The following is a 25,265-nucleotide window of genomic DNA, read 5'->3' on the forward strand; positions in this document are numbered from 1 at the left end:
TATTTATGCTAAATCATAAATCTGAATTTACACAATTATTTTATGAATTTATAAATTCCTATCCCTATACAGCAGATGGGATAAGCCATATCAATTCATATACTCAGCAACGTCAAGAAGCTTATCGTAATTTTGAGACAATTACAGCAGCAGCAGATAAAAGTGAAAATATAACAGAATTAGTATTATTACAACTTTTACCTCATAGTAATACAAGCAATAATCGTCAAAAAGGTGCTTGGATTCATATTGCTCCAGCTATTACCAAAGATATCAAAGAATGGTTTGAGGGAGCAAACTGGACTAAAAGTGAAGACTGGGATAAAATTGCTCTTGCTATTTTAAATTTTGTGCGTTGCTGTAATGCTATTCCAAATGAATTATTAAGTCACTGTATGCAGTTTTCACAATTGCTTTATTCTAAAGGTTTTCAAATGGGAATGCTAACTCCTATCCTGAACGCACTACAACCGAATAAATTTTTATTGATAAATAACAAATCACGAAGAGTTATTAATTATTTTGCTAATACAAACTATGGTAACAAACTTACAGATTATCCAGAAATTAATGATATAGGATGTAATCTGATTCAAGAATTAGCTCAAGATATGCACCAGGTTGGTATACCAGCTTTACGAGATGATGATTTATTCGATATGTTCTGTCATTGGCTAATAGCTATCAAAAAATATGACTTTCTAGATCAAAATCAACAAAGTATTACTAAAGTGGACACAAATATTAAATTTAATCCTAAATATAGTTTATCTGATATCAGTCAAGAAATCTGTTTTGCAGAGACAACAATAGAACGTTGGATACGCGCAATTAATCGCAAAAAACAAGCTATATTCTACGGTTCACCCGGAACAGGTAAAACCTTCATAGCTGAAAAACTCGCAAAACACCTAATCAGTGAAGGTGACGGTTTCTCAGAATTAGTCCAATTTCATCCAGCATACACTTATGAAGATTTTATTCAAGGTATTCGTCCTCAAAGTGAAGATGGTAAATTAACATATCCAGTTGTTCCAGGAAGGTTTTTAGAATTTTGCAAAAAAGCAGAAGTTCTTCAAGATACTTGTGTTCTCATTATTGATGAAATCAACCGCGCTAATTTAGCTCAGGTTTTTGGTGAATTAATGTATTTACTAGAATACCGTAATCAAGAAATTCCCCTCGCTGGTGGTAATAGATTTCGTATTCCCGAAAATGTCCGTATTATTGGAACAATGAACACAGCAGATAGGTCTATTGCACAAATAGATCATGCTTTACGTCGTCGTTTTGCATTTATTGAACTCCGTCCTAATTATGATGTGTTAATAAAATATCACCTAAATACAAATTTAGCAGTTATGGATTTAATTAATATTTTAAAACAATTAAATCAAGCCATTAATGATAAAAACTATGAAATTGGTATTTCTTTCTTTTTGACTCCTAATCTACGAGAAGATATTGAAGATATTTGGAAAATGGAAATTGAACCATATTTAGAAGAATACTTTTTTAACAACCTAGAAAAAGTAGATGAGTTTCGTTGGGACAAAATCGAGAAACAGATAATATGAACTCAGTAAATTTAAAAATCATTGAATTAACCGAATATCAACCTCAATTTTTTCCTCATGATGAAATTTCCAAAGAAGTTGAAATTATATTATGTGAAAAATACAAAACCCAGGTAGATTTAGATTCTCCTAGTTACAAAACTGGTAATCAATGGAAACTAACTGCTAAAGGATATATCGGGTATATTCCTTTAAATTCTGATTTAGCTTTGAAAATAAATCCGAAAGTCCCAATTAAAAATTTATTTGGAATGTTGGAATATGCGTATAATTTAAAAAGTTTTAGATTTCTTGAAGGCTTAATGAATTGTGAATCTATAGAAGATTTTTACAATCACCTCGCTTATGTTTTAGCAGATAAAATAATAGAACGCTGTCGTAAAGGATTATATCGGACTTATGTACCCAAAACTGAGCAGTTGGCTTATGTGCGCGGAAGGTTAAATATTCAACAGATAATTAAAAAACCTTGGAATGTAAAATTACAATGTGAATATGAAGAACACACGGCTGATATTATAGATAACCAAATTTTATTTTGGACGCTTTTTCATATTGGACATAGTGGTTTTTGTACAGAAAAAGTATCATTGATAGTGAGAAAAGCTTATCATGCAATTCAAGGAATGGTATCATTACAACCTTGTAGTTCAGAAGATTGTATTGATAGAATTTATCACCGTTTAAATGAAGATTATCATCTTCTACATCAATTTTGCCGATTCTTTTTAGATAACACTAGCCCAAATCATGAAAAGGGTAAAAATACAACTTTACCATTTTTAGTAAATATGGCACGTCTTTATGAAATATTTGTTGCAGAATGGCTAAAGGAAAATTTACCCCAAAATTTCACCTTAAAAACTCAAGAGAGAATCAATATAGGAGAAAAAATATATTTTAAAACTGACGTAATTTTATATGACAAAACAGATTCAAAACCTAAATATATTCTTGATACTAAATATAAAAACCCCAAACATTCTTCTTCTGAAGATATAGCCCAAGTAGTAACTTATGCAGTTTCTAAAAGTTGTCCAGAAACAGTATTAGTCTATCCAACAGAATTAAATCATTCCCTTGATAAATATATTGGAAAAATCAGAGTTCGCAACCTCACCTTTTCTCTTGATGATAAAATTGAAGATGCAGGAAATAAATTTTTAACAAAACTATTTTCTTAACTTCTCTCTGTGTCCTCTGTGGTTCGTTTTCTAAAAGTAGATTAAATTACTCAATTATCGTGAAAACAGATACAATTTTCTATAGCTTATTTCAGACATTTCCTAGCATTTTCTTTGAATTAATTAACCATTCTCCCACAGAAGCAGTTACCTATGAATTCACATCTCGTGAAGTCAAACAACTGGCTTTTCGCTTAGACGGTTTATTTTTACCAACCACCAAAGATCCCAAAAAACCATTTTACATAGTTGAGGTTCAGTTTCAACCCGATGATGATTTATATTATCGTCTATTTGCGGAAATTTGCCTTTACCTGCGACAATACAAACCGCCTCACCCTTGGCAAGCTGTAATCATCTATCCTAGTCGTAATAAGGATCTTAATTTTCTCTCGTTCCCATGCTCTGCGTGGGAATGCAGTTAAGAGGCTCTGCCTCTACTATACCTGGAGGTAGAACCTCTAAGATGACATTCCCAGTCTGGAGACTGGGAACGAGGGACAGGCTAGAACGAGGGACAGGCTAGAAGCCCGTCCCACAATATTGTTCTAGAATTAAAATTAACTTTGTTCTTTTATTTTACCCAATCCGTGACAACTACTCCCCTTTCCCTTAATTTCTCACAAACTGCGCCCGTACCCGATACTCTAGGACGTTTTGGCCGCTTTGGTGGTAAGTACGTTCCTGAAACGTTGATGCCTGCTTTAGCTGAATTAGAAACAGCATATCAGCAATACCGCAATGAACCTGGTTTTCAAGCCGAATTGCAAGGTTTATTAAAAGATTACGTAGGACGCGCTACGCCTTTATACTTTGCTGAAAGATTGACTGCCCATTATGCCCGTCCAGATGGTACAGGAGCGCAAATTTACTTAAAGCGCGAAGATTTAAATCATACTGGCGCACATAAAATAAATAATGCTCTCGGTCAAGTATTATTAGCCAAACGCATGGGTAAACGGCGGATTATTGCCGAAACTGGTGCGGGACAACATGGCGTGGCGACGGCAACAGTTTGCGCTCGGTTTGGTTTGGAATGTATTATTTACATGGGTGTTCACGACATGGAACGCCAATCTTTAAACGTCTTCAGAATGCGGCTAATGGGGGCAGAAGTTCGCCCAGTGTCTGCTGGTACGGGAACTCTCAAAGATGCCACTTCTGAAGCCATCCGGGACTGGGTAACGAACGTAGAAACTACCCATTACATCCTCGGTTCTGTGGCTGGTCCCCATCCTTACCCAATGATGGTTCGGGATTTTCACGCTATAATTGGAGAAGAGACCCGCGCTCAAGCTATGGAAAAATGGGGCGGTTTACCAGATATTCTCATAGCTTGTGTGGGTGGTGGTTCTAATGCTATGGGACTATTTCACGAATTTGTCAAAGAACCATCTGTGCGGTTAATTGGGGTGGAAGCTGCTGGAGAAGGTGTAAATACTGGCAAACACGCGGCCACTCTCACAAAAGGACAGGTTGGTGTATTACATGGTTCCATGAGTTATCTTTTGCAAGATGAGGACGGACAAGTTATTGAACCCCATTCCATTAGTGCTGGGTTGGATTATCCTGGTGTGGGTCCTGAACACAGCTACATGAAAGATATTGGCCGGGCTGAATATTACAGTGTTACAGATGCTGAAGCTTTGGAGGCCTTCCAAAGACTTTCCCAGTTAGAGGGAATTATACCAGCTTTGGAAACTTCTCATGCGATCGCCTATTTAGAAACTCTCTGTCCTCAACTTTCCGGTAGTCCCAAAATTATCCTTAATTGTTCTGGACGAGGTGATAAAGATGTCCAAACAGCCGCTAAATTCTTAATTCACTAAATAAAAGTGGGGTGTGTTGCAAAATACACCCTACGAAACTTGTGGGTAATTTCATCCACATTCCCAAGCAATCAGTTTTGAGAAAAAGGTAAATCATGCTTAAAAATTTGATTTCCGCCACTGGTGCAGGTTTGTTGGTTTTATTGGGCGGTACAATGGCTAATTCAGTCCCTAATTCGGGAACTGTATCAACTCCTAGCTACCAGGTAACACAAAATACTGTTGATACTGCTACGTTAGAAGCATCAGTTTTTCAGCAAATAAATCAATACAGGGCTTCTCAAAACTTACCTGGACTGAAGCGCAATAGTAGTATTGACAATCAAGCTAGAACTCACAGTCAAAACATGGCTAGTGGTCAAGTTGCTTTTGGCCATGACGGATTCTCAGCCCGAGTTAAGGCCACCGGTATTGCTTACAGTGGAGCGGCGGAAAATGTGGCTTACAATCAGGGTTCTAAAGACCCAGCTACTACTGCTGTTCAAGGCTGGTTGAAGAGTTCAGGACATTTAACCAATATCAAAGGTAATTATAACCTGACTGGAATTGGTGTGGCGAGTAATAGCAAAGGACAAATTTATTTTACACAAATTTTCCTGCGTTCAAGATAACTTTTTGTAAATAATAGTTGATGAATAATTTTAGTATCCATGACATCTATCATTGGATACTATTTATTACTATTCATTTTGATTAATAATGTAATGTAAATAACATTTAATAGTTTTTTAGTTATAAAACCCTAGATAACTGCTTTGAATTGTGAAAATTTGATGATCCTTTAGTTTATATTTGGCAAATAGTATCCTGGTAAGTATTCTGATAATCAGAAGATAGGGTATATATCCAATAAATCCATACATAACTTAACTTAAACCTCTATGTTACGACAAACTGCTTTTGGCATCGCTTTAAGTACGCTTGTCCTCGCTAGTGGCTATATGACTGCTGCGAACCCAGATAATAGTTCTGCTAAACAAACTGGCCGATATCAGCGTTCATCACTGGTGACAAGTCAAGCTAAAATATCTAATCTTGGTTTTCAAAATACTAATTTAGAAAAATCAGTTTTTAATCAAATTAATCAATATCGGGCAAAAAAAGGGCTAAAACAATTAAATTTAAGCGAAAAAATCAGTCACCAAGCCAGAACTCACAGCCAAGATATGGCTACTGGTAAAGTTCCTTTTAGTCATCAAGGATTTGAACAAAGAGTGATGGCAATTCCTCTTAAGTACAGTAGTGCGGCAGAAAACGTAGCTTTCAATACAGGATACAGTAATCCTGCTAATGAAGCGGTTTCTGGCTGGTTAAAAAGTCCTGGTCATCTCAAAAATCTTCAGGGTAAGTATAATTTAACTGGGGTTGGTGTGGCTACCAATGACAAGGGAGAAGTCTATTTAACGCAAATATTTTTGAACGCTAGTACCGCAGTCCGAAATTAACACCTCAAAATTATGCCCTTTTTGTGGTAAACGGGCATAAGTAAATTTTTTATTTTTTAATTATTTTTTAATTTTGCATTTTTAATTGGAGTGTTAGCAACGGTCGTCTTGTCTGGCAAAATAAAGAAAAGATCATTTATATTTAACAAGTTCATGACATTACAAGATTTTCAGGTTTGCGAACAGGATTTAAGTGATGTTATCCTTTCTGAGTATTTAAAATCTCCTGCTATTGCTGTTGATACGGAAACAATGGGACTTTTACCTCAGCGAGATCGTTTGTGTCTAATTCAACTCTGTAACCCGCAAGGACAAGTTACGGCTATTCGCATTTCTAGGGGACAAACGGTAGCGCCAAATTTGCAAGTTCTCATGGAAGCAGCCAATATTACCAAGGTTTTTCACTTTGCTAGATTTGATGTTGCTACTTTAAAACACAATTTAGATATTGTTGTCCAGCCAATTTTTTGTACTAAAATCGCTAGTAAGTTAGCCCGTACTTATACAAATCGTCACGGTCTAAAAGATGTGGTTTTAGAATTAGAAAAGGTGGAGTTAGATAAAAGTTCTCAATGTTCTGATTGGGGTAATGCGAGTAGTTTATCTGATGCACAATTAAATTATGCGGCTAATGATGTCCGTTATTTGTTAAGTGTACAAGAAAAACTCACAACTATGTTACAACGGGAAGAACGTTGGCAAGTTGCTCAAGAATGTTTTCAAGCTTTACCGACAATAGTTACTTTAGATTTATTACAATTTAAAGATTTATTTGAACATTAAAATACAGTAGGAGTCAGTAGGGGCGAATGGCCATTCGCCCGTACAGGAGTCACTTTAAATTAAGATTCTGTACCTGATTGATCTGTAATCTGCTGTATCCAAATTAATAATTGACAATTTTTTGTAAATCCATCTATGCTAAAATCGGTTGATAACTGATTAGTAATTAATAGCAAATGAATGATTTTTGGAATACTATTTTAGACTTTGCAGAAACTACTACTATCAGAGTAGGGAAACAATTAATGCAGGATTTTGGCAAAGTCCAAGCTTCACAAAAAGCTGATGGTAGCTTGGTAACAAAATCAGATAAATGGGCAGATCAAGAAATTCGAGATGCCATTGTTTCCACTTTCTCAGGTTACGGCATTTTGAGCGAAGAAAGTGAGCAAACTTTTCCGAATACAGAATGGTGTTGGGTGATTGATCCTTTGGATGGTACAACCAACTTTACCAGAGGAATTCCAATTTGGTCTATCTCTCTGGGCTTACTTTATCGAGGAACGCCTATTTTTGGCTATGTTTACGCTCCACCATTGAATCAGGCATTTCACGGATTTTGGGCGGGTTCATCAGGCTTAACAACGCCAACAGGAGCATTTTTAAATAATCACCCTATTCATACAAGTAAAGATACTCCGAGCAAAAACCACTTTTTTAATCTTTGTTCTCGCAGTACGGATATTATTCAACCGGGTTTTCCTTGTAAAATTCGGATGTTAGGAGTTGCTAGTTATAATTTTCTCGCAGTCGCAAATGGTGCGGTTTTGGGAGGAATTGAAGCTACTCCCAAGGTATGGGATATTGCAGGTGCTTGGGTAATTGTCCAAGCTGCTGGAGGAACATGGGTATCGCTGGATTCTGAATCTTTTCCATTATCGCCGGGAATGGATTATAGCGATCGCTCTTTTCCCACAATGGTTGTTAGTAATTCAGATTTAGTTCCGATCTTTACACCATTTCTAAAAACTGTAAAGTTTTAACAAGAATAATTGTAGCTTGCTTGCCCGAAGGGTACGCAGATAAAGGCAGATGAAGACAGATGGAATTCTGCACAAATTCACATAAAATTGGTCTGACAACTGAGAATTAACAAAATTATGCAAGGACTTTGGCTAGAAAATAACAAATTACAATTACGGACTGATATTCCTATTCCTGAAGCACCGCAGGGAGAGGCTTTAGTGCGGGTTTTACGAGCGGGAATTTGCAATACTGATTTGGAATTAATTAAAGGTTATTATCCCTATACTGGCATTATTGGCCATGAATTTGTTGGTGTTGTGGAACAAGGTCCAAAAGAGTTAATTAATCACCGAGTTGTTGGTGAAATTAATGCTGCTTGTGGTTATTGTCGTTTTTGTCGGCGAGGACAACCAACTCATTGCGAAAATCGCACTGTTTTAGGTATTGTTAACCGTAATGGTGCATTTGCAGAATATTTATCTTTACCTATTGAAAATTTGCATCTTGTCCCGGAAAATGTATCTACAGAAGCTGCAACTTTTACTGAACCTATCGCAGCAGCTTTAGAAATTCAAGAACAGGTAAAAATATGTGAAAATGACCGAGTGTTAGTAGTTGGAGATGGTAAATTAGGACAGTTAATAGCACAAACTTTAGCTTTAACTGGTTGTGAATTATTAATAGTTGGAAGACATAAAGATAAGTTAGTGAATTTAGCAGCGAGGGGAATTAAAACTGGTTTAGCTGATAGTGTCACTGATAGATATTTTGATATCTCTGTTGATTGTACAGGAAATCCTGAAGGTTTTACTACTGCACGTCGGGCTTTACGTCCTCGTGGGACATTAATTTTAAAAAGCACTTATGCGGGAAATCTCAGTTTAGATGCTTCTTCTTTAGTGGTAGATGAAATTACTTTAATTGGTTCTCGTTGTGGTCCCTTCGTTCCAGCGTTGGAGTTATTAGCAACGGGTAAGGTAGATGTCCAATCTTTAATTCATGGTAATTATTCTCTTTCTCAAGGTTTGGAGGCTTTTGAGAAAGCGCAAACTAAGGGAGTTTTGAAGGTGTTGTTGGAGATGAATTAGAAGATTAAATGTCAGAATCAGGATATCCAGGATTTAAGGATTTTCAGGATGTTGGTTTAAGTTTTTTTAGTTGAAATTAATAATCAATACCAGTCAGCGATATCTAGTCCCGAACCCGCACGAATTTCTTCTAAACTAGAAAAGTCTTCTTTCCAAGTTCCAGCAAGTGAATAAACGAGTTCTGTCCAAGACAATTGGTTTGTATAATCATTCACAACTTGGTTAGTATTTAAGTGTTTACTATGGATAAATTCAGCAAAGGTTAGAATTTCCTCAGCTTGATCTTGGGGAAGAGTTTTGACAAGTGCGTAAATCTGTTCAGCAATAGTCATAATAGAGTTAGTTAGGGGAAAGTTGATATGAAAATTAATATAATATAACAGCAAAGTCAGCTAAATTTTCACCAGCTAAGATTTTAGCTGCACGAAGACTATCTTGAGATTTTTTCACTAAAAACTCTTGTTCTTTGTTCATAAAAATAAATACCTTCTTTTTTGATATTTTGTATTAGCATTGTTTGTTCTTTCTCGAAACGACTAAGGGAGTAGAATAAGTTACAAATTACTACACTATATTTTAAACAAAGGGGACTAAGAAAAAAGCCAATTTTTTCAATTTCTTTAGTTGCTTGAACTAAATCTTTGAGAATAATTAATACATCAAAATCTGAATCAGGAGTAGCATCACCACGAGATTGAGAACCAAAAAGAATCACTGCAATTAGCTGATCTCCATAGGTTTCGATCAAGCGATCGCATAATTCCTGCAGAATTTCTTCTAGTTGTGGATGTTTCATAATTTGGTTTTTATTTATTTATTTTCTTCTTGTCTAATATACAAGGGGGCGTTAAAATGGAGTTTGTAACGCACCGAATTTTTAAGAATGGTGCGTTACGCTGTCGCTAACACACCCTACGTTTTATGCTCTAAGGTTTTAACGCCTTTTCTGCTTGGAAATGTAGCAATAAACCATATTCCAAACCTTCAACTACAGCTTGATAAGAAGCTTCCAAAATGTTGGAAGAAACTCCTATTGTTGTCCAGCGTTGTTGTCCATTACCAGATTCTACTAAAGCGCGGGTTTTCGCAGATGTTCCCGTATTTCCGTTGAGAATTCTGACTTTATAATCAGTCAATTCAAAATCAGCAATTTGCGGATAAAAGTTGACCAAAGCCTTACGCAAAGCTGCATCCAAAGCCGCTACTGGTCCATTACCTTCTGCTGCTTCGAGAATATTTTTCCCATTAACAGCTACCTTCACCGTTGCTAAAGAATTGGTAGTTTCTTTCATCTGGACCAAATCACAATGGACTTGAAAACCTTTAACTTCAAAAAATAATTCTCGAAGTGATAAAGCCTCATACATCAACAGGATGAAACTAGCTTCTGCGGCTTCAAATTGATAGCCTTGACTCTCCAATTCCTTCATGCGTTGAAGAATTTGTCTGGCTTGAGGATGATCTTTATCTAATTCAATTCCCCAAGTTCTAGCTTTAGCTAAAACATTACTTAAACCAGACTGTTCAGAAATGATAATGCGACGGTGATTTCCTACCAATTCCGGTTGAATATGTTCATAGGTTAAAGGATTACGTTCCACCGCAGAGACATGAATTCCCCCTTTATGAGCAAAAGCCGAAAGTCCGACAAAGGGTGCGTGTTCATCTGGTGCAAGATTGACAACTTCACTCACAAACCGACTAGCTTCTGTAAGTTGACTTAGCTGGTGTTCACCGATACAACTATAACCCAGCTTTAGCTGTAAATTGGGAATCACAGAACACAGATTGGCATTACCGCAACGTTCCCCATAACCATTAATTGTTCCTTGTACCATCTTAGCTCCAGCCATAACTGCTGCTAAGGCATTAGCAACCGCCATTTCCGAATCATTATGAGTATGTATACCTATTTGGGGAATTGTCCTTTCTTCTTGACTAATAACTAATGACAAATGACTAATAACTAATTCCACAATTTGCGAAACTTCATGAGGTAAAGTCCCACCATTGGTATCACATAAAACTAACCATTCTGCGCCGGCTGTGACTGCTGCGTTAAGCGTTTGTAAGGCATAATCGGGATTTTGCTTATAACCATCAAACCAATGTTCAGCATCGTAAATTACCCGTCGTCCCTGAGAACGTAGATACTCGATGGTGTCACCAATCATGGCTAAATTTTCCTCCAGACTGGTCTTGAGTCCGGCTGTAACGTGCAAATCCCAGGATTTACCGAAAATTGTCACCCAGCGTGTACCTGCCGCCAAAATCGCTGACAACATGGGTTCATCTGCGGCGTTGGTATGAGGACGACGGGTAGAACAAAAGGGGACAACTTCTGCTTGTTTGAGGGGATTTGCTTGAAGTTGCCAGAAAAATTGCACATCCTTGGGATTTGCTCCTGGCCAACCACCTTCAATAAAAGGAATACCTAATTCATCCAGTTTGTGAGCAATACGTAACTTATCTTCTATAGAAACCGACAGTCCTTCCCGTTGAGTCCCGTCCCGGAGCGTAGTGTCATAGAGCCAAATTTGATTGGAGGGAGTTATGGTCATAGAAATTTGGTGAACCTTTGCATGAACTGCTCTGACTTGCTTTGCTGAATTGCTGAGTTTCCCCAAACAACAACCAACAAATCGTTGCTTTTAACGCTTCTTTTGAACAACTTACCTTTCGCATCGGGGCAATTGATAGCGGTTCCTCATCGACGTTTAACGACGCTGGTTCCCAACGCCACAAGCAAATTAATTCTGCTCAGAATCTTGGGATGGGCTACAGCTAGGTATAGCGCAACATCCTGCTCACGAAGTCTGTTCCCCGAATACTGGGCGTTAGTATGTGTATTGTTTTGGGTTAGACAATTGCCGACTGGTTACCCAGTTACTTAAGAGTGTACGGGTTGTCGCCTCACGCCCTAAGTGGCTCTATTACTGTTTTTTAGCTCACTAAAACAATTGTACATCAAACATGAAGATTGGTTATTTCCACTTCGTTCCAGCAACCCGCTCCGATCCCTACCTTACGGATACATTGAAGTTAGGGACTGCCGCAATCCGCTCAATATGCCAATCCAAAAATGCTAATAATGGCTAATATTTTTCCTGTTTTCCTGTGAAAGTGTTAGCACTACCAATCCATAGACTAACACGGTCTACCTGACCGCCAGAAGTAGTGTAGAAGCTGCAAAAACTTCTATAGGGGGAGGGCTACTAACGACCGTTGTTAATAATTCAATTCTAGGCTGTTTTAATGCAAAAGACAACCAAAGGAAATGCTACCCAAAATGCTGTTAAATATGAGTAGAGCTATTGGCACTTATGGTACTTGTGCGGTTAAGGTAGAAGGTGAAATGACCGCAGCAAATAAAGCATCAGCAACAGCAGCGTTCCCTTTCTCCTGATTCTCCTATAAGTGGCCTATGTTTAGCTGATTAAACTCAGGTTTTAGGTGATGTTAAAGTAACCAAATTTAATGGGTTTTGGGGTTAAGGTTCTTAATTAGTTTGGACACTGTGAAGGTTTACAAGGAGAGAAACAAGATGGGTAGATGGACACCCTTAATTTTAATGGCTGGCGGCGTAGCAATTTTGCTAGGTACGTTACTAGGAATTAACTTTCCTATGGGCGGACAACAAACTGCTAATGTCCCCCAAGGACGCAGAGCATCTAGCGTTCTTCCAGCTAATATTAATGTTAATAGTGCTGCAAATGGTAATGATTCGGAAAATACCACTAGTAATGAATCAGAAACTGTAACCGGAAATAATTCTGCTAATAATCCTGCTACTGAAAACCGCCGTACTAGTGTAGCTCAAAGTAATGCTTCTACAGAGACTACAAACAATTCTTCTAATACTACACAAGAAACCAGTGGTGGTAGTAGTAGTGGTAGTAGTAGTGGTAGTGGTAGTAATGACAGTTCCAGTTCTACTAATGAAACGTCTAGTTCTAATAATGAAACTTCTACTACAGACAGTAACTCAAATTCTAGTAGTAATAACAGCCAAGAGAAAAGACCGATTCGGGCTTTGTGGTAATGGGTAATTAATTTTATCCCAATTCCTCATTCCCAATCACCAATTAACAGCCCTGATAGGTTATTAGTTATTTACTGATGACTAATGACTGGGCGCAGGCCCTGCGCCCCTACTGAACTAATGACTAATGATGTTTTAATTATTGGTGGTGGTATTATCGGGTTGGCTTGCGGTGTTGAATTGAGATTACGGGGTGCAACTGTAACTGTGCTTTGCCGTGATTTTACTGCCGCAGCCAGCCATGCCGCCGCGGGAATGTTAGCTCCTGATGCGGAAAATATTACTAATGAGGCGATGTTGTCTTTATGTCGGCGATCGCGTAATCTATATTTAGACTGGACACAAAAATTAGAGGAATTAACTGGTTTAAATACGGGTTATTGGCCTTGTGGTATCCTGTCTCCAGTTTATCAACAACCTGAAAACCAGGGACACAGAAACGCTAACTGGTTAGACAAAAAGACTATTAATCAATATCAACCAGGTTTAGGAATAGATGTCATCGGTGGTTGGTGGTATCCTGAAGATGGGCAAGTTGATAACCGGGCTGTAATTAAAGTTCTGCGGGCTGCGGCGGAGTCTTTGGGTATTGTTTTTAAAGATGGAATTACCGTAGAAGCGATTTCTCAACAACAGGGAAAAGTTATCGGTGTCCAAACTAATACTGGTTTATTTCGCGCTGACCATTATCTGGTAACTGCTGGTGCTTGGGTCAATCAATTATTGCCTTTACCAGTAAGTCCCCGCAAAGGGCAAATGTTGAGTTTGCGAGTCCCAGATTCTATTACTGAATTACCTTTAACCAGAGTCCTATTTGGTGAAAATATTTACATTGTTCCCCGTCGTAATCGTTCTATCGTCATTGGTGCAACTAGTGAAGATGTAGGATTTACTGGCGATAATACTCCAGGGGGAATTCAAAGTTTATTACAATCAGCCATTCGACTATATCCGCAATTAGAGAATTATCCTCTCCAACAACTTTGGTGGGGATTTCGTCCAGCTACTTCCGATGAATTACCTATTTTGGGTCATAGTCATTGTGATAATTTAACTTTCGCTACTGGTCATTATCGCAATGGGATTTTACTTGCACCAATTACAGCTACATTAATTGCTGATTTGATTTGCGAACAAAAGGCAGATCCTCTTTTAGTTAATTTTCATTATTCCCGCTTTTCTGCTGTGTCATCTACTACTACACCGATGTTAATTCACTCTACTCCTGCTGAACGCCGTAACCCAGAAATATCCGATTTAACTGTTCCAGATTCACCATTAATTATTGCGGGGAAAAGCTTTAAATCTCGGTTAATGACGGGAACTGGTAAATATCGCCATATCCAGGAAATGCAGCAAAGTGTCGCTGCTAGTGGTTGTCAAATTGTGACTGTGGCTGTACGACGAGTACAAACTAATGCCCCAGGACATGAAGGTTTAGCAGAAGCCTTAGATTGGACTAAAATCTGGATGTTGCCTAATACTGCTGGCTGTCAAACCGCAGAAGAAGCCATTCGAGTAGCGCGGTTAGGACGGGAAATGGCGAAGTTATTAGGACAGGAAGATAATAATTTTGTCAAGTTAGAAGTGATACCCGATGCTAAGTATTTATTACCTGATCCCATTGGCACTTTACAAGCAGCAGAACAGTTAGTTAAAGAAGGTTTTGCTGTATTACCTTATATTAATGCTGATCCGATGTTAGCAAAGCGGTTGGAAGAGGTGGGTTGTGCCACAGTTATGCCTTTAGCAGCGCCGATTGGTTCTGGACAAGGGCTGAAAACTACTGCCAATATTCAGATTATTATTGAAAATGCCAAGATTCCAGTAGTGGTAGATGCTGGTATTGGTGCGCCTTCACAAGCGGCTGAGGCAATGGAATTGGGGGCAGATGCGTTATTAATTAATAGTGCGATCGCATTGGCTCAGAATGCCCCAGCAATGGCTTATGCGATGAATTTGGCTACTATTGCCGGTCGGATGGCTTATTTGTCGGGAAGAATGCCAATGAAGGACTATGCTAGTGCTAGTTCACCTTTAACGGGAACGATTACTGGGTAGTTTTAACTAATATTGTGGTCTGGGCAATAGTGACGATATGGTTTCAGACTACAGTAACTTGAGGTAATACCGCCTCTTCTATAAATTTGCTATTATTAAAAATAACTATATTGTGATTAATTATGGCATTAGCAATTATCACTGAAACTGCACCACTGGAAACTACAAAGGATGGAGTAGTTGTTATTCATAAAACTCGTGTAACCCTAGATACTATAGTTGCTATTTTCAATCAAGGAGCAACAGCAGAAGAAATTATTTACCGTTATCCATCTCTTAAACTTGCTGATGTCTATGCTACTATTGCCTTTTATCTCAATCATCAACAAGAGGTTGAAGTTTACCTACAACAGAGACAGCAACAAGCGCAGGAAATTCGCAGCATAAATGAGGAAAGGTTTGATTCACAAGGATTGCGGAATAGATTACGCGCTCGCAAGGCAGAAAGGGCAGTATGTTAAAACTGCTTGCTGACGAGAATTTTGATAATACTATTGTTAGAGGTTTGTGGCGACGTGACCCTAATATTGATATTGTTAGAGTCCAAGATGTTGGTCTTTTAGGTGCAGATGACCCAATTATACTAGCATGGGCAGCCGAAGAAAACCGAGTTTTACTTACTCATGATGTCGCTACAATTACGAGCTATGCCTATGAACGGATCACAAAAGGTCAAGCAATGCCAGGAGTTATTGAAGTTGGTACTGATGCTCGAATTGGACAGGTAATAGAAGATATTCTGCTTTTGATAGAATGCTGTTTACAGGAAGAATTAGCAGGACAAATTCATTATCTTCCATTTTAAAGGTAAGAAATAATGGTGTATTCTATGTAATTTTTATAAAGCGATCGCTCATAATAGATACTTGAGGTAATACCTAAACTTGTATAAATTTGCTATTATTAAAAATAACTAATATTGTGATTAATTATGGATCAAGCTTCTATGAAAGATGTTCCCCAAAATATGAGACGAGAGGGGATGTTTCTTTTTCGTAGCGCACTTATGAAACCCACATTCCGCACCCTTGACTGTCACAAACGGTGATTACGGAGGTAAATTGATGAAGAAGGAGTAAAAGAATACATTGATATATAAAAAAACAAATTTTAGATAGGAAAATTGATTCAGATGTATTCTCAATAAGAAGCAATAAAGAATAAGGGTGGTTTCTGGCAAAAAATATAATATAATTTTATTGTTAGTCTATCAAGACTTAATCATAACTTATATCCTTCTAGAAATAAACTTAAAAATAGCATTAAAACTTAAACTCATTAATAAAATTAATGAGTCAAATTGTATAATTAAACTATTAATAATGTTGATAAATCAACTTATATATCTGTAGTAATTACGGCAAGCTTCTGGGAGAAATAGAAGAATGTACTTCATTTCAGATGTTAAGTTATAAAAGTCTGTTTTTTGTTGAAAAGTAACAAGATGAACTGATTGAAAACATTGAAATATCCACCGCATTGTTGGATTGTTGATGGCTTTGCCCAATTGATTTTTTACAGTATAGTTTAAGGATTTTAAAGCAGCCCTAATTTCTCTTTGTGCTAGAGTATAAACTAGCAGACATAACCCCATTATCATTGCTAATGCCTCTATTCTTTCTGGGCTTTTCAGGAAAATACTATCTGCTAAAAATAAAGGATTTTTGAGAAAACTAAATCCTCGTTCACAGGATTGCTGTGCTTTATATTCAGACAGCATTTTCTCTTTACTCAGTTCTTTTTCTGATAAAACATTTGTGGCAATTATAAACCTTCCTGCACTTAATACTTCTTGGTCAATAGCATCTTTATTTTCAGCAACTGTTGCTAAGATTTGATAGCATTTTGATTGATTTTCTTCTTTGATGTTAGGACTTTTTTCGATAACTTCGATATTTTCTACTTGATGATATTTAAATTCTTTACTTATTTTGATTAATTCTTTTCTAGCATCAGCAGCACAAGCAAATTTTTCTTGCAATAGGTTTTTTAACTTAGTTTGAGTATTAGTCAAAGCTTTTTCTATTTTCTTTGATAATTTCTTTAAGTCAGATTTTTTTCTATCTTGACTTTGCACAACTAACCATCTTTGTTCTATATCTCCATAAGTTATTTTCTTTTCGGCATAAGAATATCCTACTTTTTCACTTTTAACAAATTCCGATTCTGCTAAACTCATCACTAAGTTTTTTGCTGATTTTATCGTTAAGGGTACTCTGGTTAACCATTTGAGACTCGACATTAACTTGATATTTGATTCTGTATATAATGCGCTATCTGCTACTATCAAACTATCAACTTGTATTCTTTTCTGATATTCAACTGCGATTTCTCCAAATTTTTTAGAATCAACTTCATTCCCTGATACTGCTTTTATATATATTGGTATATCTCCATCTCCTGAACATACTAATTGTGTAATAAATTGTTTTAAATCTGGACGATGATCTCTTGAATAACCATAGGTCAGCTTTATCGCTTGAGGTGATTGACTCTCTTCATTTTCTTTTTCCAATGAACCTGATTCTTTTTGATTTTTAAATATTACTGATGGTAAACTATTTTCATATTCTCCATCTACATGAAATGATGTCGAATCCAAGTGTGATGATGAAAGTGATATCTGATATATTTTTACCGCATTTAAACTGACTGCTAAAAATGTTGTATCTAGTCCTTTTATAAATAATTTATCTAATACTCTTCCCAGCTTATCATCGTTGAAATATTCTGGTTTTGCTCCTGCACCAATTAAGTGTTCACAAGCGATTAATTCAAAGAATTTTGGGAACATATATAAAGGCTGTGACATCATGCTTAATCCATTTAAAATCATCGCCTTTACTACCTGACCCGCACTGACTTTTTCTTCTGGTTCTGACCCTAGTAAATTATTAATTATTTCTACTATCCCAATTGAATCTACTATTCCTGCTACTATTCCTAAATGGTCAATCTTCTTCAATTCAAGGTCTTTTATATTCAACATGACAACAGAAACTCCACAAAAGTATCTGTTTTGTATTTTCTCATTTTTCTGTTGAGTCAACACATTTTTTTAGTTTTTTCATTGTCATTGAGGATAAACCTTTCAATGATTTTAAACTAAGTTTTCTATCAAAATAACCTAAGAACCAATAATTTCGTACTTAGTCGTGAATATTTAACTGTATCTCTAACTTAATAGTAATAATTCCTATTTAGCTTTAACAAATCCTCTCAACATTTAGTTCTTATGTACTAAATACATCCGTTTGCTTGGGGTGTGACAGTTGTGGGTGCGGAATGTGGGATGAAAGCTTCTCGCGGTGAAACACCTGAGTTGTGTGTTGTACACACTGCTCATGCAGCCGAGATTCTTTTAAAAGCTCGAATAGCTCAAGAACACCCACTGTTAATCTTTTCTAAATTGCCTAAATCAGATTCAAGTAAAGATCCTCTTACGCTAATGAATCTACTAGAAAGTGGTCGTACTTTAACTTATGAAGAGTTACCTGATCAACTGTGGGCAACTACTGGAATTAAGATTGAACGGCTTAATCAGTATCGTGAATTCGGTAGACTAAGAAATCAAATTATTCATCTTTCAATGATAAATCAACCATCTCCAACCTCTATAGGTAATAGGAAGAATCAATTTCTGAGTCATCATCTGTAGTGCGTTCTACACGAATTGATTCTGTAATGGCTGTAAAATCTAGATCATCCTGAAAGATACCGGCAAATTTCATAAAAATACCCGGTAAGTGGGAAACTCAGACACTTCAGTGCTGAGAGGGAAACGACTCGTGCGGTTTTAACCGCCTTGAATATTTTTTCATTACCGCCTTGGAGTTGGTAAATTCAGTGTACTTTTGTAATGTACTTTCAACGGGACAATTACCGATTCAAAATTCCCAACTCTGTACGCATAATGTGTTGCACGCGATGTGCCTCCCTTTCGGGGTGATGTTAGCTTCGTCAATGTTTTAAGAGCTTTTTAAACTTGCAACACTGTTTCAGTGACTTTAAAACTGTTTAATTGCAAATGACAGAGCAGGGAACTAGCTACGCATTCCGGGGTGTCGTGACTCAAAAAACGTAGTCAGTGAAGACTTAGACTGGTCAGTACAGCTGGCAATTTCTTACAAGCTCAGTCCCTTTAGGGCTGAGTTACTGACCCAAGCTGGTTCTGATATTTGAAGTGGTACTTGCCATGAAATCGCTTCTATCTTTTTTAATCTTTCTAAAAATGTGGCTTGAATTTGAGCAATAGCAGATTCTCTTGTTTCTGCTTGTACTCGACAGTCGGGAAATTCTTTAATAGATGCCGCAATTTGTCCAGATGTGAGTGGTTCTATCAGAAGTGTGACTTTAAGGTTACTAAATACGTCAGATTGTGGTTGCTCTAGGTTGATCATGTTAATTTTTGAATGATTCAACTTATCAATTTTTTCCCTTATTATAGCATTGATGATGCGATTCCTACGGAGCGCTTCGCTATCGCTTAATTTGAAATTCAGAAAAATTAAGAGTGATCGCTTCCTTGCCAGGTAAAATAATTGTAATCAAAAAAAAGAGGTCATCATTGACCCCTTACAAATCTACTAAGAATAAACTCTGATTTATAGAAATTAAGCTAAACCAGTATTTGTACCTTGCTTACCGGTGGCTAGTTCTACCTTAAGAATCTTGCCACCCATTTTCATGATGCGTTGTTGTTCGCGGAACCAGTTTTCATAAGGAACTAACTTAGTAAAGTAAGTATTTTGTAATTCGCGTTGGGTGCGAGTCCGAGTTAGACTAGGAACACAAGCAGTTACTTTAAATAAACGAGCCATTTTGTTTCAAATCTCCTGATATTGTTTGGGAAACTTTTTTATCTCAAATATATTGAGTCAAAATCTTTAATTATTTTTTCCAAGACTGGAAACCAATCATCAACACCAGACTGATAACACTTACAATTAATTAGCAAGAGAACCTTCTAGTAATCATGATTGATCTCCAGACCAAAATACAAGCCGCACCTATATAACTAAGTGCAAAGCTAACTCCTAGCTCAAGCCAGAGGAGATATAGTCGAAGTAAACGCCCATTTCTTTACCAGCGTCAGGACCAACCAAACTAGCGGTTACTTCCTTCATAGCTTGGATAGCTTGAACGGTAGCGCCTACGGGTACTCCCAAGGAATTGTAGGTTTCTTTCAAACCATTCAATACACGCTCATCCAAAATGGAAGCGTCGCCAGCGAGCATAGCGTAGGTAGAATAACGCAAGTAGTAATCCAAGTCACGGATACAAGCTGCGTAACGACGGGTAGTGTACATATTACCACCGGGACGGGTGATATCAGAGTACAACAAAGATTTAGCTACAGCTTCTTTAACGATAGCAGCAGCATTAGCACTGATGGTTGTAGCTGCACGAACGCGCAGTTCACCAGTAGCGAAGTAGCTTTTTAGCTTGTCTAGAGCAGCGATATCAAGGTATTTACCTTGTACGTCTGAAGAATTGATAACTGAGGTAATTGCGTCTTGCATTGTTGTTTTTTCCTTATTTCCAACCTTATTGCCATAGTTTAAGTTTGAGCCGAGAAACAGCTAAAACCTAACCCATTGCTCCAACAACGTAGTCGAAGTAAGAACCAGCTTCACCAGCGTCTTCAGCAGACAACAAGGTAGCAGCAACGTTCTTCATAGCGGCAACGCCACCAGCAACTGCATCAATGGGAGTACCCAAAGATTTGTACATTTCTCTAACACCAACGATACCGATTTCTTCAATAGCGGTAACATCGCCAGAAACGATTCCGTAGGTAACTAGACGAAGGTAGTAGTCTAAGTCACGCAAGCAAGTAGCTGTCATTTCTTGTCCGTAAGCGTTACCACCGGGGGAAACAACATCAGGACGTTTTTGGAACAGTTGGTCGCCAGCTTGCTTAACAATGCGTTCGCGGTTTTCGGTCAATACTTGAGCGATGCGAAGACGTTGTGCGCCACCAGCAACAAAACCTTTGATTCTGTCTAATTCGCCGGGGCTGAGGTAGCGAGCTTCTGCATCAGCATTCACGATAGCTTTCGTGACGATACTCATTAATGGATTCCTCCAAAACTAATGTAACCAGAATTTGATTAAACTGGTACGATTTTATGTGGTTGATAGTGGGCTTACATCTTGGTTGACATTTCTAGCCAGATTGACTGGATTTGGTGTAAACCAGGTGGAAAACTCAATTACCTTCCGCAAAACATTGTCCAGTATTATGTTGAGCATTTATTACTGCTCTTAATATTTTGTAACACTTATTTTCAGATTCACTCATTCAACAGGTAACAGTGAACAGGGAACAGGAAACAGTGAAAAGCTTGCAAACACTCTTTTCTGTTAACTGTCAACTGTCAACTGTTACCTGTCAACTGTCAACTGTCAACTGTCACCTGTCAACTGTCAACTGTCAACTGTCACCTGTCAACTGTCAACTGTCACCTGTCAACTGTCACCTGTCACCTGTCAACTGTCAACTGTCAACTGTCAACTGTCAACTGTCAACTGTCACCTGTCAACTGTCAACTGTCACCTATCTATTGGGAAGACCACCTGTTAACACAGAGGGAGAGAGGCTAGACCAAGATTGTTTCACTAAGTCAGCTTCAGCCTGGACACTACCCAAGTAGTTACCTGCTGGTAAAGATGGATAGCGTTTGTAAGGAACAACATCTTCACCAAAGTAACGAGCATACTCAGGACTGTTGACAATTGTTTCTACAGCCGCTCTTAAACCGCTATCAGCCAATAACTTGTTATATTGACGGATTTCGCCTTGGGTAGCGGGTGCGCGTCCCAAAAGGTGACGGAAGAGGAATTCTATTACCTTGGTGTTGGGATAAGGAGTATAGAACCGTTTGCGGTAGATATCAGAACTGGCTAGTTCCATGACAAACTCACGCACGGTAATTTCACCATTACGCAATTTGCTATCTAAGTTAGAACGACGGAAATAATCAGGAACTTGACCGCTAAATACGTCCATAACTTGGATATAGATAGCATTAATTACCTGATTGGTTTCTGGGGAATTTGTCCCAGTGGTAGCGCGGAAAATCCGAGCTGGTTTGCGGCGACTTGTACCGACACCAACTTCTACGGACTGACCACGACCATCATTGAAAGAACGACCCAACTCAATAAACAAGGGTTTAGTCTTGTCCATTTTCTTGGCTTGGGCTGCCAAATCGGCGATCGCCTTAGCTAGAATTGGCGTATTCTCAGTTTTAATCCGCGGCTTAACAGTGGCAAAGCTAGGAACAACCAAATCATCATTTTGCTTGGTTAGCTGGTTGTAAAGCTTCTCGGTATTGGGGAAGTTAGCAGCAGGTAACGTGGGGAAACGACGATAAGGAACAGTATCTTCACCAAACACCTGACGATATTCTGCACTATCTACCATTTCGCTAATAAAGGCCCGAATCCCTTGAGTAGCGAGAATTTGGTTGTATTTACGAATTTCCGCTTGGTCAATAGGGGCGCGACCTAAGAAATGCTTAGTCCCCAACTCAATGACTTTGGTATTGGGGTAAGGTGTGTAAAATTCCTTCTGGTAAAGGCTAGAGTAACCCAAACCTTGAATAAATTCCTTAACAGTAATTTCACCGTTCACTAACTTACTTTCTAGAACTGTAAACTCGTTCTTAGAAATGTAAGGAGCAATATCCCGCTCGAAAATCTGCCGATAAGCACCGCTAATCACAGTGTTAGCAGCAACCTTGTCATTCTTAACTGCTGTCAGCTTGAAGACCTTGGTTTGCTCACGTTGCTTAGTAACACCTTGGTTAATGCGGAAATCAATATCTGGTTCAGTCCGCATTTGGGTGACTGCACCCAATTCCACAAAGCGAGGTGTTTCTTGTTTCTCAACATTCGCCAAATCTTCGCGGATAGTCCCCACGCGCAATTGACGCAAAGATACACCCGCAGGAGTTAGATAGCGTTCGTAAGGAACTGTATCTTCATTAAATGCTTGGCTGTATTCTTCACTGTCAATAATGGCATCAACTATCGCATAAAAGCCCTTCTTAGCAGCGATGTCAAAATACTTGTTGTTCTCTTGACGACCGTAGGTAGGACGACCTAACAAGCGACGGTGAATATATTCAATCGCTTTACAGACATACAAAGAAGTCCAATACATCTTGCGGAATAAATCCGACTTCGCCAAAATCCGCACAAACTCGCGGACAGTGATATCGCCGTTTTCCAGCTTGATTTCTGCAACTTTTAGACGTTGACCTTCGTAAACATCACGACCGAAAACTTGCAGGTAAATAGCCTTAATTACCGCTTGGGTGGAGCTTTCCGAGAACTTGACACTTACACCCTTGGCAGCTTTTTTGCCAATAGTTCCAGGTAACTGGTCTAACTTGAACACCTTAGCACCCAAAGTTCCAGGAGCTAAATCCCGCGCTCTAGGATTGCTGAGTTGGTTATTAATACCAGGGCCTTGGTGAATCAAGATCCGGCGGGTATCCTTACCAAATGGTGCAGGACTGGCGCTGGGGTTGCGGGTTTCTTTCGGGAAAATCGCTCCAAATTGGATTTCCAAGGGGTCATTACCAGAACCGTAGGGATGTTGGTCAGGTAATGGCTGTTCGTAAGCAGCAAAGGTGGTAATGAACTGAGGAACTTTCCGGAAAGGCGCACTGTATTTAAACAGGTCTTGTTGTTGTCCCCAGTTGCGACATTCTTGGGCTTCTTGTCCTAAACCCCGAATGTAAGGAACTGTTTCTTCGCCAAAGTAATCGCTGTATTCGGTAGAATCTACCAAAGCATCAACTAAACCAGCCAAACCTTTGAGAGAAACAATGGAGAAGTATTTTTGCACTTCTTCCCGGCTACTTGGCCCCCGTCCTAAAATGTGACGGAAAGCCAATTCAATTACCCGACTGTTAATAAAAGGTTGGTAAAACTGTTTTTGGTAAAGGGAAGATTTAGCAAGACGACGAATAAACTCCCTCATGGAGATTTCGCAATTTTTGACTTTAGATTCCAAGTCAGAAATAGACAGGCTATAAGCACGGGTAATGTCGCGCTCAAATACTTGTCTGTAAGCCGCTTTGATTGCTTCTGTTTTTTCGCTAGAAGACAAACCTGGCTTCATAGCGTACTTGGGACGACGTTCTGCGGCAATAGCATAAATTTGCGGCAGTTGTAACCCTTGTTGGTCACCAGAAGGACGTTGACGAACTTTAGTTGAAGGTGTGGGTGCTTTAAATTCTGTTAGCAACACATCCATATACTGAGTCACAATTTCTGTGGCTGCGGCATCTTTACGGAAATAAGACAGGGAGGCTGCTTTGATTTCCTGTAAAGCGACAATGGTTGCTTCACCAGAACAGGCATTTTCAATAATTTCCCGTAAACCTCTGGTATTCACAGAGATGATGTTGGGGTCGCCAGCGACAATGGCATAGGTAGCATAGCGCAAGAACCAGGATAAATCTCGTAAGCTCTTGGCCATGTTGCTAGGCCCATAACGAGCGACGTTAATGGGTCTAAAGCCGGGAGGTGTAGGGCCACCAGCAGAAGTATTGAAAATAGAACGCAGGTTTTCAAAGAAACCACCACGACTTTCAACGTAGGTAACTGTTCCTAATGCCATACCCTCTTTGACACTCACACCAGCGCCAGCCATTGCTAGTTCGCGCTCTTGGGGCTTTTCTAGGAAAGCCATTGGTGAACCACCAATGAAAATCCGATTAGCTGCACGAGAGACGATGATCTCCGAATTTTCTGTCAGAATCTTGGCAATTTCTAACCGTTTTGCCCCAGAGGCAAAATAACTGTCAAGTTCACTGAGTTCACCTCTTCCTAAAAAGCGGTCTTGTTGTTCCGCTTGGGAAATTGTAGCTACAGGTAAGGTTTGATATAGTTGCGGACGCGCAACTGAGCTTCCACCGCTTGCCTTAATACTCATGGGATTTTTAAGACTCCTAATTGTTTCTGTCTTAAGCCTGGGTTATTTTAAGGCTTGACATTTTTGCGTATTTATGTATGTTAAGCCTAGAAAACCCAGTAAATTAACTCTGTCAATTTTTAGATTAGAACGTTTTGCGTTTACGCTGTTGGTTTATTAAGAAGTATGACGAATCTGTAATCTAAATTTGATATTCGAGAAGATATACTTCCATTTTCTTGGCTGAATATAGATTTTATCCCACATTTTGCACCCATTTGATTCTTAAACTTATTTATAAAGAGGGAGTTAAAGATAGGAACAGACAGCAAGAAAAAGGATAAAGGCTATATTAGGTC

The 25,265-nt window shown here is 38.4% G+C and carries 21 protein-coding genes and 1 pseudogene; 13 read left to right on the plus strand and 9 right to left on the minus strand.

The genetic code is table 11. The features are described 5' to 3' along the window. Nucleotides 1-5 precede the first annotated feature (5 nt). The 9 genes and pseudogenes from EZY12_07830 to EZY12_07870 all read left to right on the plus strand — a co-directional run bounded on the left by EZY12_07830 (nt 6) and on the right by EZY12_07870 (nt 8,872). Nucleotides 6-1,577 (plus strand): AAA family ATPase, encoded by a 1,572-nt coding sequence (locus EZY12_07830; protein QSX69507.1) that lies wholly within the window; start codon nt 6-8, stop codon nt 1,575-1,577. Then, nucleotides 1,574-2,761, plus strand: a complete 1,188-nt coding sequence (locus tag EZY12_07835; GenBank protein QSX69508.1) for a restriction endonuclease — start codon at nt 1,574-1,576, stop codon at nt 2,759-2,761. Before EZY12_07830 ends, EZY12_07835 begins: the two co-directional genes overlap by 4 nt. 59 nt (nt 2,762-2,820) lie before the next feature. Further along, nucleotides 2,821-3,135: pseudogene (locus EZY12_07840) on the plus strand (Rpn family recombination-promoting nuclease/putative transposase). A gap of 216 nt (nt 3,136-3,351) precedes the next feature. Then, nucleotides 3,352-4,590 (plus strand): tryptophan synthase subunit beta, encoded by a 1,239-nt coding sequence (gene trpB / locus EZY12_07845; GenBank protein ID QSX69509.1) that lies wholly within the window; start codon nt 3,352-3,354, stop codon nt 4,588-4,590. Between the two features lie 95 nt (nt 4,591-4,685). Next, on the plus strand, nt 4,686-5,201 hold the full coding sequence (locus EZY12_07850; GenBank protein ID QSX69510.1) for a CAP domain-containing protein: 516 nt from the start codon (nt 4,686-4,688) through the stop codon (nt 5,199-5,201). Nucleotides 5,202-5,471: 270 nt separating this feature from the next. Then, a complete protein-coding gene (locus EZY12_07855; protein QSX69511.1) occupies nt 5,472-6,035 on the plus strand; it encodes a CAP domain-containing protein in 564 nt (187 codons plus the stop codon). Between the two features lie 153 nt (nt 6,036-6,188). Then, a complete protein-coding gene (locus EZY12_07860; protein ID QSX69512.1) occupies nt 6,189-6,818 on the plus strand; it encodes a ribonuclease D in 630 nt (209 codons plus the stop codon). Nucleotides 6,819-6,994: 176 nt separating this feature from the next. Then, complete coding sequence (locus EZY12_07865) at nt 6,995-7,801, plus strand: inositol monophosphatase family protein (GenBank protein ID QSX69513.1); 807 nt, start codon at nt 6,995-6,997, stop codon at nt 7,799-7,801. A gap of 117 nt (nt 7,802-7,918) precedes the next feature. Continuing rightward, a complete protein-coding gene (locus EZY12_07870) occupies nt 7,919-8,872 on the plus strand; it encodes an alcohol dehydrogenase catalytic domain-containing protein (GenBank protein ID QSX69514.1) in 954 nt (317 codons plus the stop codon). Between the two features lie 83 nt (nt 8,873-8,955). Here EZY12_07870 and EZY12_07875 read toward each other — a convergent pair whose 3' ends face one another. The 3 genes from EZY12_07875 to cimA all read right to left on the minus strand — a co-directional run bounded on the left by EZY12_07875 (nt 8,956) and on the right by cimA (nt 11,433). Continuing rightward, the gene (locus tag EZY12_07875) at nt 8,956-9,204 is read right to left on the minus strand and encodes a DUF2281 domain-containing protein (GenBank protein QSX69515.1); all 249 of its coding nucleotides are present in this window, start codon (nt 9,202-9,204) and stop codon (nt 8,956-8,958) included. A 98-nt stretch (nt 9,205-9,302) separates the two neighbouring features. Then, nucleotides 9,303-9,668: a nucleotidyltransferase domain-containing protein gene (locus EZY12_07880; GenBank protein QSX69516.1), complete on the minus strand. Its 366-nt coding sequence runs from the start codon at nt 9,666-9,668 to the stop codon at nt 9,303-9,305. Between the two features lie 130 nt (nt 9,669-9,798). Then, nucleotides 9,799-11,433 carry a citramalate synthase gene (gene cimA, locus EZY12_07885; GenBank protein ID QSX69517.1) on the minus strand — a complete coding sequence of 545 codons (1,635 nt, stop codon included), beginning with the start codon at nt 11,431-11,433 and terminating at the stop codon, nt 9,799-9,801. 983 nt (nt 11,434-12,416) lie between these two features. Here cimA and EZY12_07890 point away from each other — a divergent pair. The 4 genes from EZY12_07890 (at nt 12,417) to EZY12_07905 (ending at nt 15,780) form a co-directional block, all read left to right on the plus strand. After that, the gene (locus tag EZY12_07890; protein ID QSX69518.1) at nt 12,417-12,914 is read left to right on the plus strand and encodes a hypothetical protein; all 498 of its coding nucleotides are present in this window, start codon (nt 12,417-12,419) and stop codon (nt 12,912-12,914) included. A 120-nt stretch (nt 12,915-13,034) separates the two neighbouring features. Then, the gene (gene thiO / locus EZY12_07895; protein ID QSX69519.1) at nt 13,035-14,975 is read left to right on the plus strand and encodes a glycine oxidase ThiO; all 1,941 of its coding nucleotides are present in this window, start codon (nt 13,035-13,037) and stop codon (nt 14,973-14,975) included. A 122-nt stretch (nt 14,976-15,097) separates the two neighbouring features. Then, nucleotides 15,098-15,436: a DUF433 domain-containing protein gene (locus tag EZY12_07900; GenBank protein QSX69520.1), complete on the plus strand. Its 339-nt coding sequence runs from the start codon at nt 15,098-15,100 to the stop codon at nt 15,434-15,436. After that, entirely contained in the window at nt 15,430-15,780 is a 351-nt protein-coding gene (locus EZY12_07905) for a DUF5615 family PIN-like protein (GenBank protein QSX69521.1), read from the plus strand. The genes EZY12_07900 and EZY12_07905 overlap by 7 nt, the downstream gene beginning before the upstream one ends. A gap of 528 nt (nt 15,781-16,308) precedes the next feature. Here the strand turns inward: EZY12_07905 and EZY12_07910 are convergent. The 6 genes from EZY12_07910 to EZY12_07935 form a co-directional block, all read right to left on the minus strand. After that, complete coding sequence (locus EZY12_07910; GenBank protein QSX70571.1) at nt 16,309-17,964, minus strand: IS1634 family transposase; 1,656 nt, start codon at nt 17,962-17,964, stop codon at nt 16,309-16,311. 1,135 nt (nt 17,965-19,099) lie between these two features. Further along, nucleotides 19,100-19,375 carry a hypothetical protein gene (locus EZY12_07915; GenBank protein ID QSX69522.1) on the minus strand — a complete coding sequence of 92 codons (276 nt, stop codon included), beginning with the start codon at nt 19,373-19,375 and terminating at the stop codon, nt 19,100-19,102. A gap of 213 nt (nt 19,376-19,588) precedes the next feature. Then, complete coding sequence (locus EZY12_07920; protein ID QSX69523.1) at nt 19,589-19,795, minus strand: phycobilisome linker polypeptide; 207 nt, start codon at nt 19,793-19,795, stop codon at nt 19,589-19,591. A 216-nt stretch (nt 19,796-20,011) separates the two neighbouring features. Next, a complete protein-coding gene (gene apcB, locus EZY12_07925; GenBank protein ID QSX69524.1) occupies nt 20,012-20,497 on the minus strand; it encodes an allophycocyanin subunit beta in 486 nt (161 codons plus the stop codon). Nucleotides 20,498-20,564: 67 nt separating this feature from the next. After that, nucleotides 20,565-21,050, minus strand: coding sequence for an allophycocyanin subunit alpha (gene apcA / locus EZY12_07930; GenBank protein QSX69525.1), 486 nt, complete (start codon nt 21,048-21,050; stop codon nt 20,565-20,567). 484 nt (nt 21,051-21,534) lie between these two features. Then, complete coding sequence (locus tag EZY12_07935) at nt 21,535-24,927, minus strand: phycobilisome rod-core linker polypeptide (GenBank protein ID QSX69526.1); 3,393 nt, start codon at nt 24,925-24,927, stop codon at nt 21,535-21,537. Nucleotides 24,928-25,265: the final 338 nt, after the last annotated feature.

It is taken from the genome of Dolichospermum sp. DET69, from assembly GCA_017355425.1.
Lineage (GTDB): Bacteria > Cyanobacteriota > Cyanobacteriia > Cyanobacteriales > Nostocaceae > Dolichospermum.

Excerpts from the sequence above, each read along its gene's own strand:
- EZY12_07850 (QSX69510.1), top strand. The coding sequence starts at position 4,686 with ATGCTTAAAAATTTGATTTCCGCCACTGGTGCAGGTTTGTTGGTTTTA.
- EZY12_07890 (QSX69518.1), top strand. The coding sequence starts at position 12,417 with ATGGGTAGATGGACACCCTTAATTTTAATGGCTGGCGGCGTAGCAATT.
- EZY12_07865 (QSX69513.1), top strand. The coding sequence starts at position 6,995 with ATGAATGATTTTTGGAATACTATTTTAGACTTTGCAGAAACTACTACT.
- apcB (QSX69524.1), bottom strand. The coding sequence starts at position 20,497 with ATGCAAGACGCAATTACCTCAGTTATCAATTCTTCAGACGTACAAGGT.
- EZY12_07855 (QSX69511.1), top strand. The coding sequence starts at position 5,472 with ATGTTACGACAAACTGCTTTTGGCATCGCTTTAAGTACGCTTGTCCTC.
- EZY12_07880 (QSX69516.1), bottom strand. The coding sequence starts at position 9,668 with ATGAAACATCCACAACTAGAAGAAATTCTGCAGGAATTATGCGATCGC.
- EZY12_07900 (QSX69520.1), top strand. The coding sequence starts at position 15,098 with ATGGCATTAGCAATTATCACTGAAACTGCACCACTGGAAACTACAAAG.
- cimA (QSX69517.1), bottom strand. The coding sequence starts at position 11,433 with ATGACCATAACTCCCTCCAATCAAATTTGGCTCTATGACACTACGCTC.
- EZY12_07860 (QSX69512.1), top strand. The coding sequence starts at position 6,189 with ATGACATTACAAGATTTTCAGGTTTGCGAACAGGATTTAAGTGATGTT.
- thiO (QSX69519.1), top strand. The coding sequence starts at position 13,035 with ATGACTAATGATGTTTTAATTATTGGTGGTGGTATTATCGGGTTGGCT.
- EZY12_07935 (QSX69526.1), bottom strand. The coding sequence starts at position 24,927 with ATGAGTATTAAGGCAAGCGGTGGAAGCTCAGTTGCGCGTCCGCAACTA.
- EZY12_07920 (QSX69523.1), bottom strand. The coding sequence starts at position 19,795 with ATGGCTCGTTTATTTAAAGTAACTGCTTGTGTTCCTAGTCTAACTCGG.
- EZY12_07830 (QSX69507.1), top strand. The coding sequence starts at position 6 with ATGCTAAATCATAAATCTGAATTTACACAATTATTTTATGAATTTATA.
- EZY12_07875 (QSX69515.1), bottom strand. The coding sequence starts at position 9,204 with ATGACTATTGCTGAACAGATTTACGCACTTGTCAAAACTCTTCCCCAA.
- EZY12_07915 (QSX69522.1), bottom strand. The coding sequence starts at position 19,375 with ATGATCAACCTAGAGCAACCACAATCTGACGTATTTAGTAACCTTAAA.
- EZY12_07910 (QSX70571.1), bottom strand. The coding sequence starts at position 17,964 with ATGTTGAATATAAAAGACCTTGAATTGAAGAAGATTGACCATTTAGGA.
- apcA (QSX69525.1), bottom strand. The coding sequence starts at position 21,050 with ATGAGTATCGTCACGAAAGCTATCGTGAATGCTGATGCAGAAGCTCGC.
- EZY12_07905 (QSX69521.1), top strand. The coding sequence starts at position 15,430 with ATGTTAAAACTGCTTGCTGACGAGAATTTTGATAATACTATTGTTAGA.
- EZY12_07870 (QSX69514.1), top strand. The coding sequence starts at position 7,919 with ATGCAAGGACTTTGGCTAGAAAATAACAAATTACAATTACGGACTGAT.
- EZY12_07835 (QSX69508.1), top strand. The coding sequence starts at position 1,574 with ATGAACTCAGTAAATTTAAAAATCATTGAATTAACCGAATATCAACCT.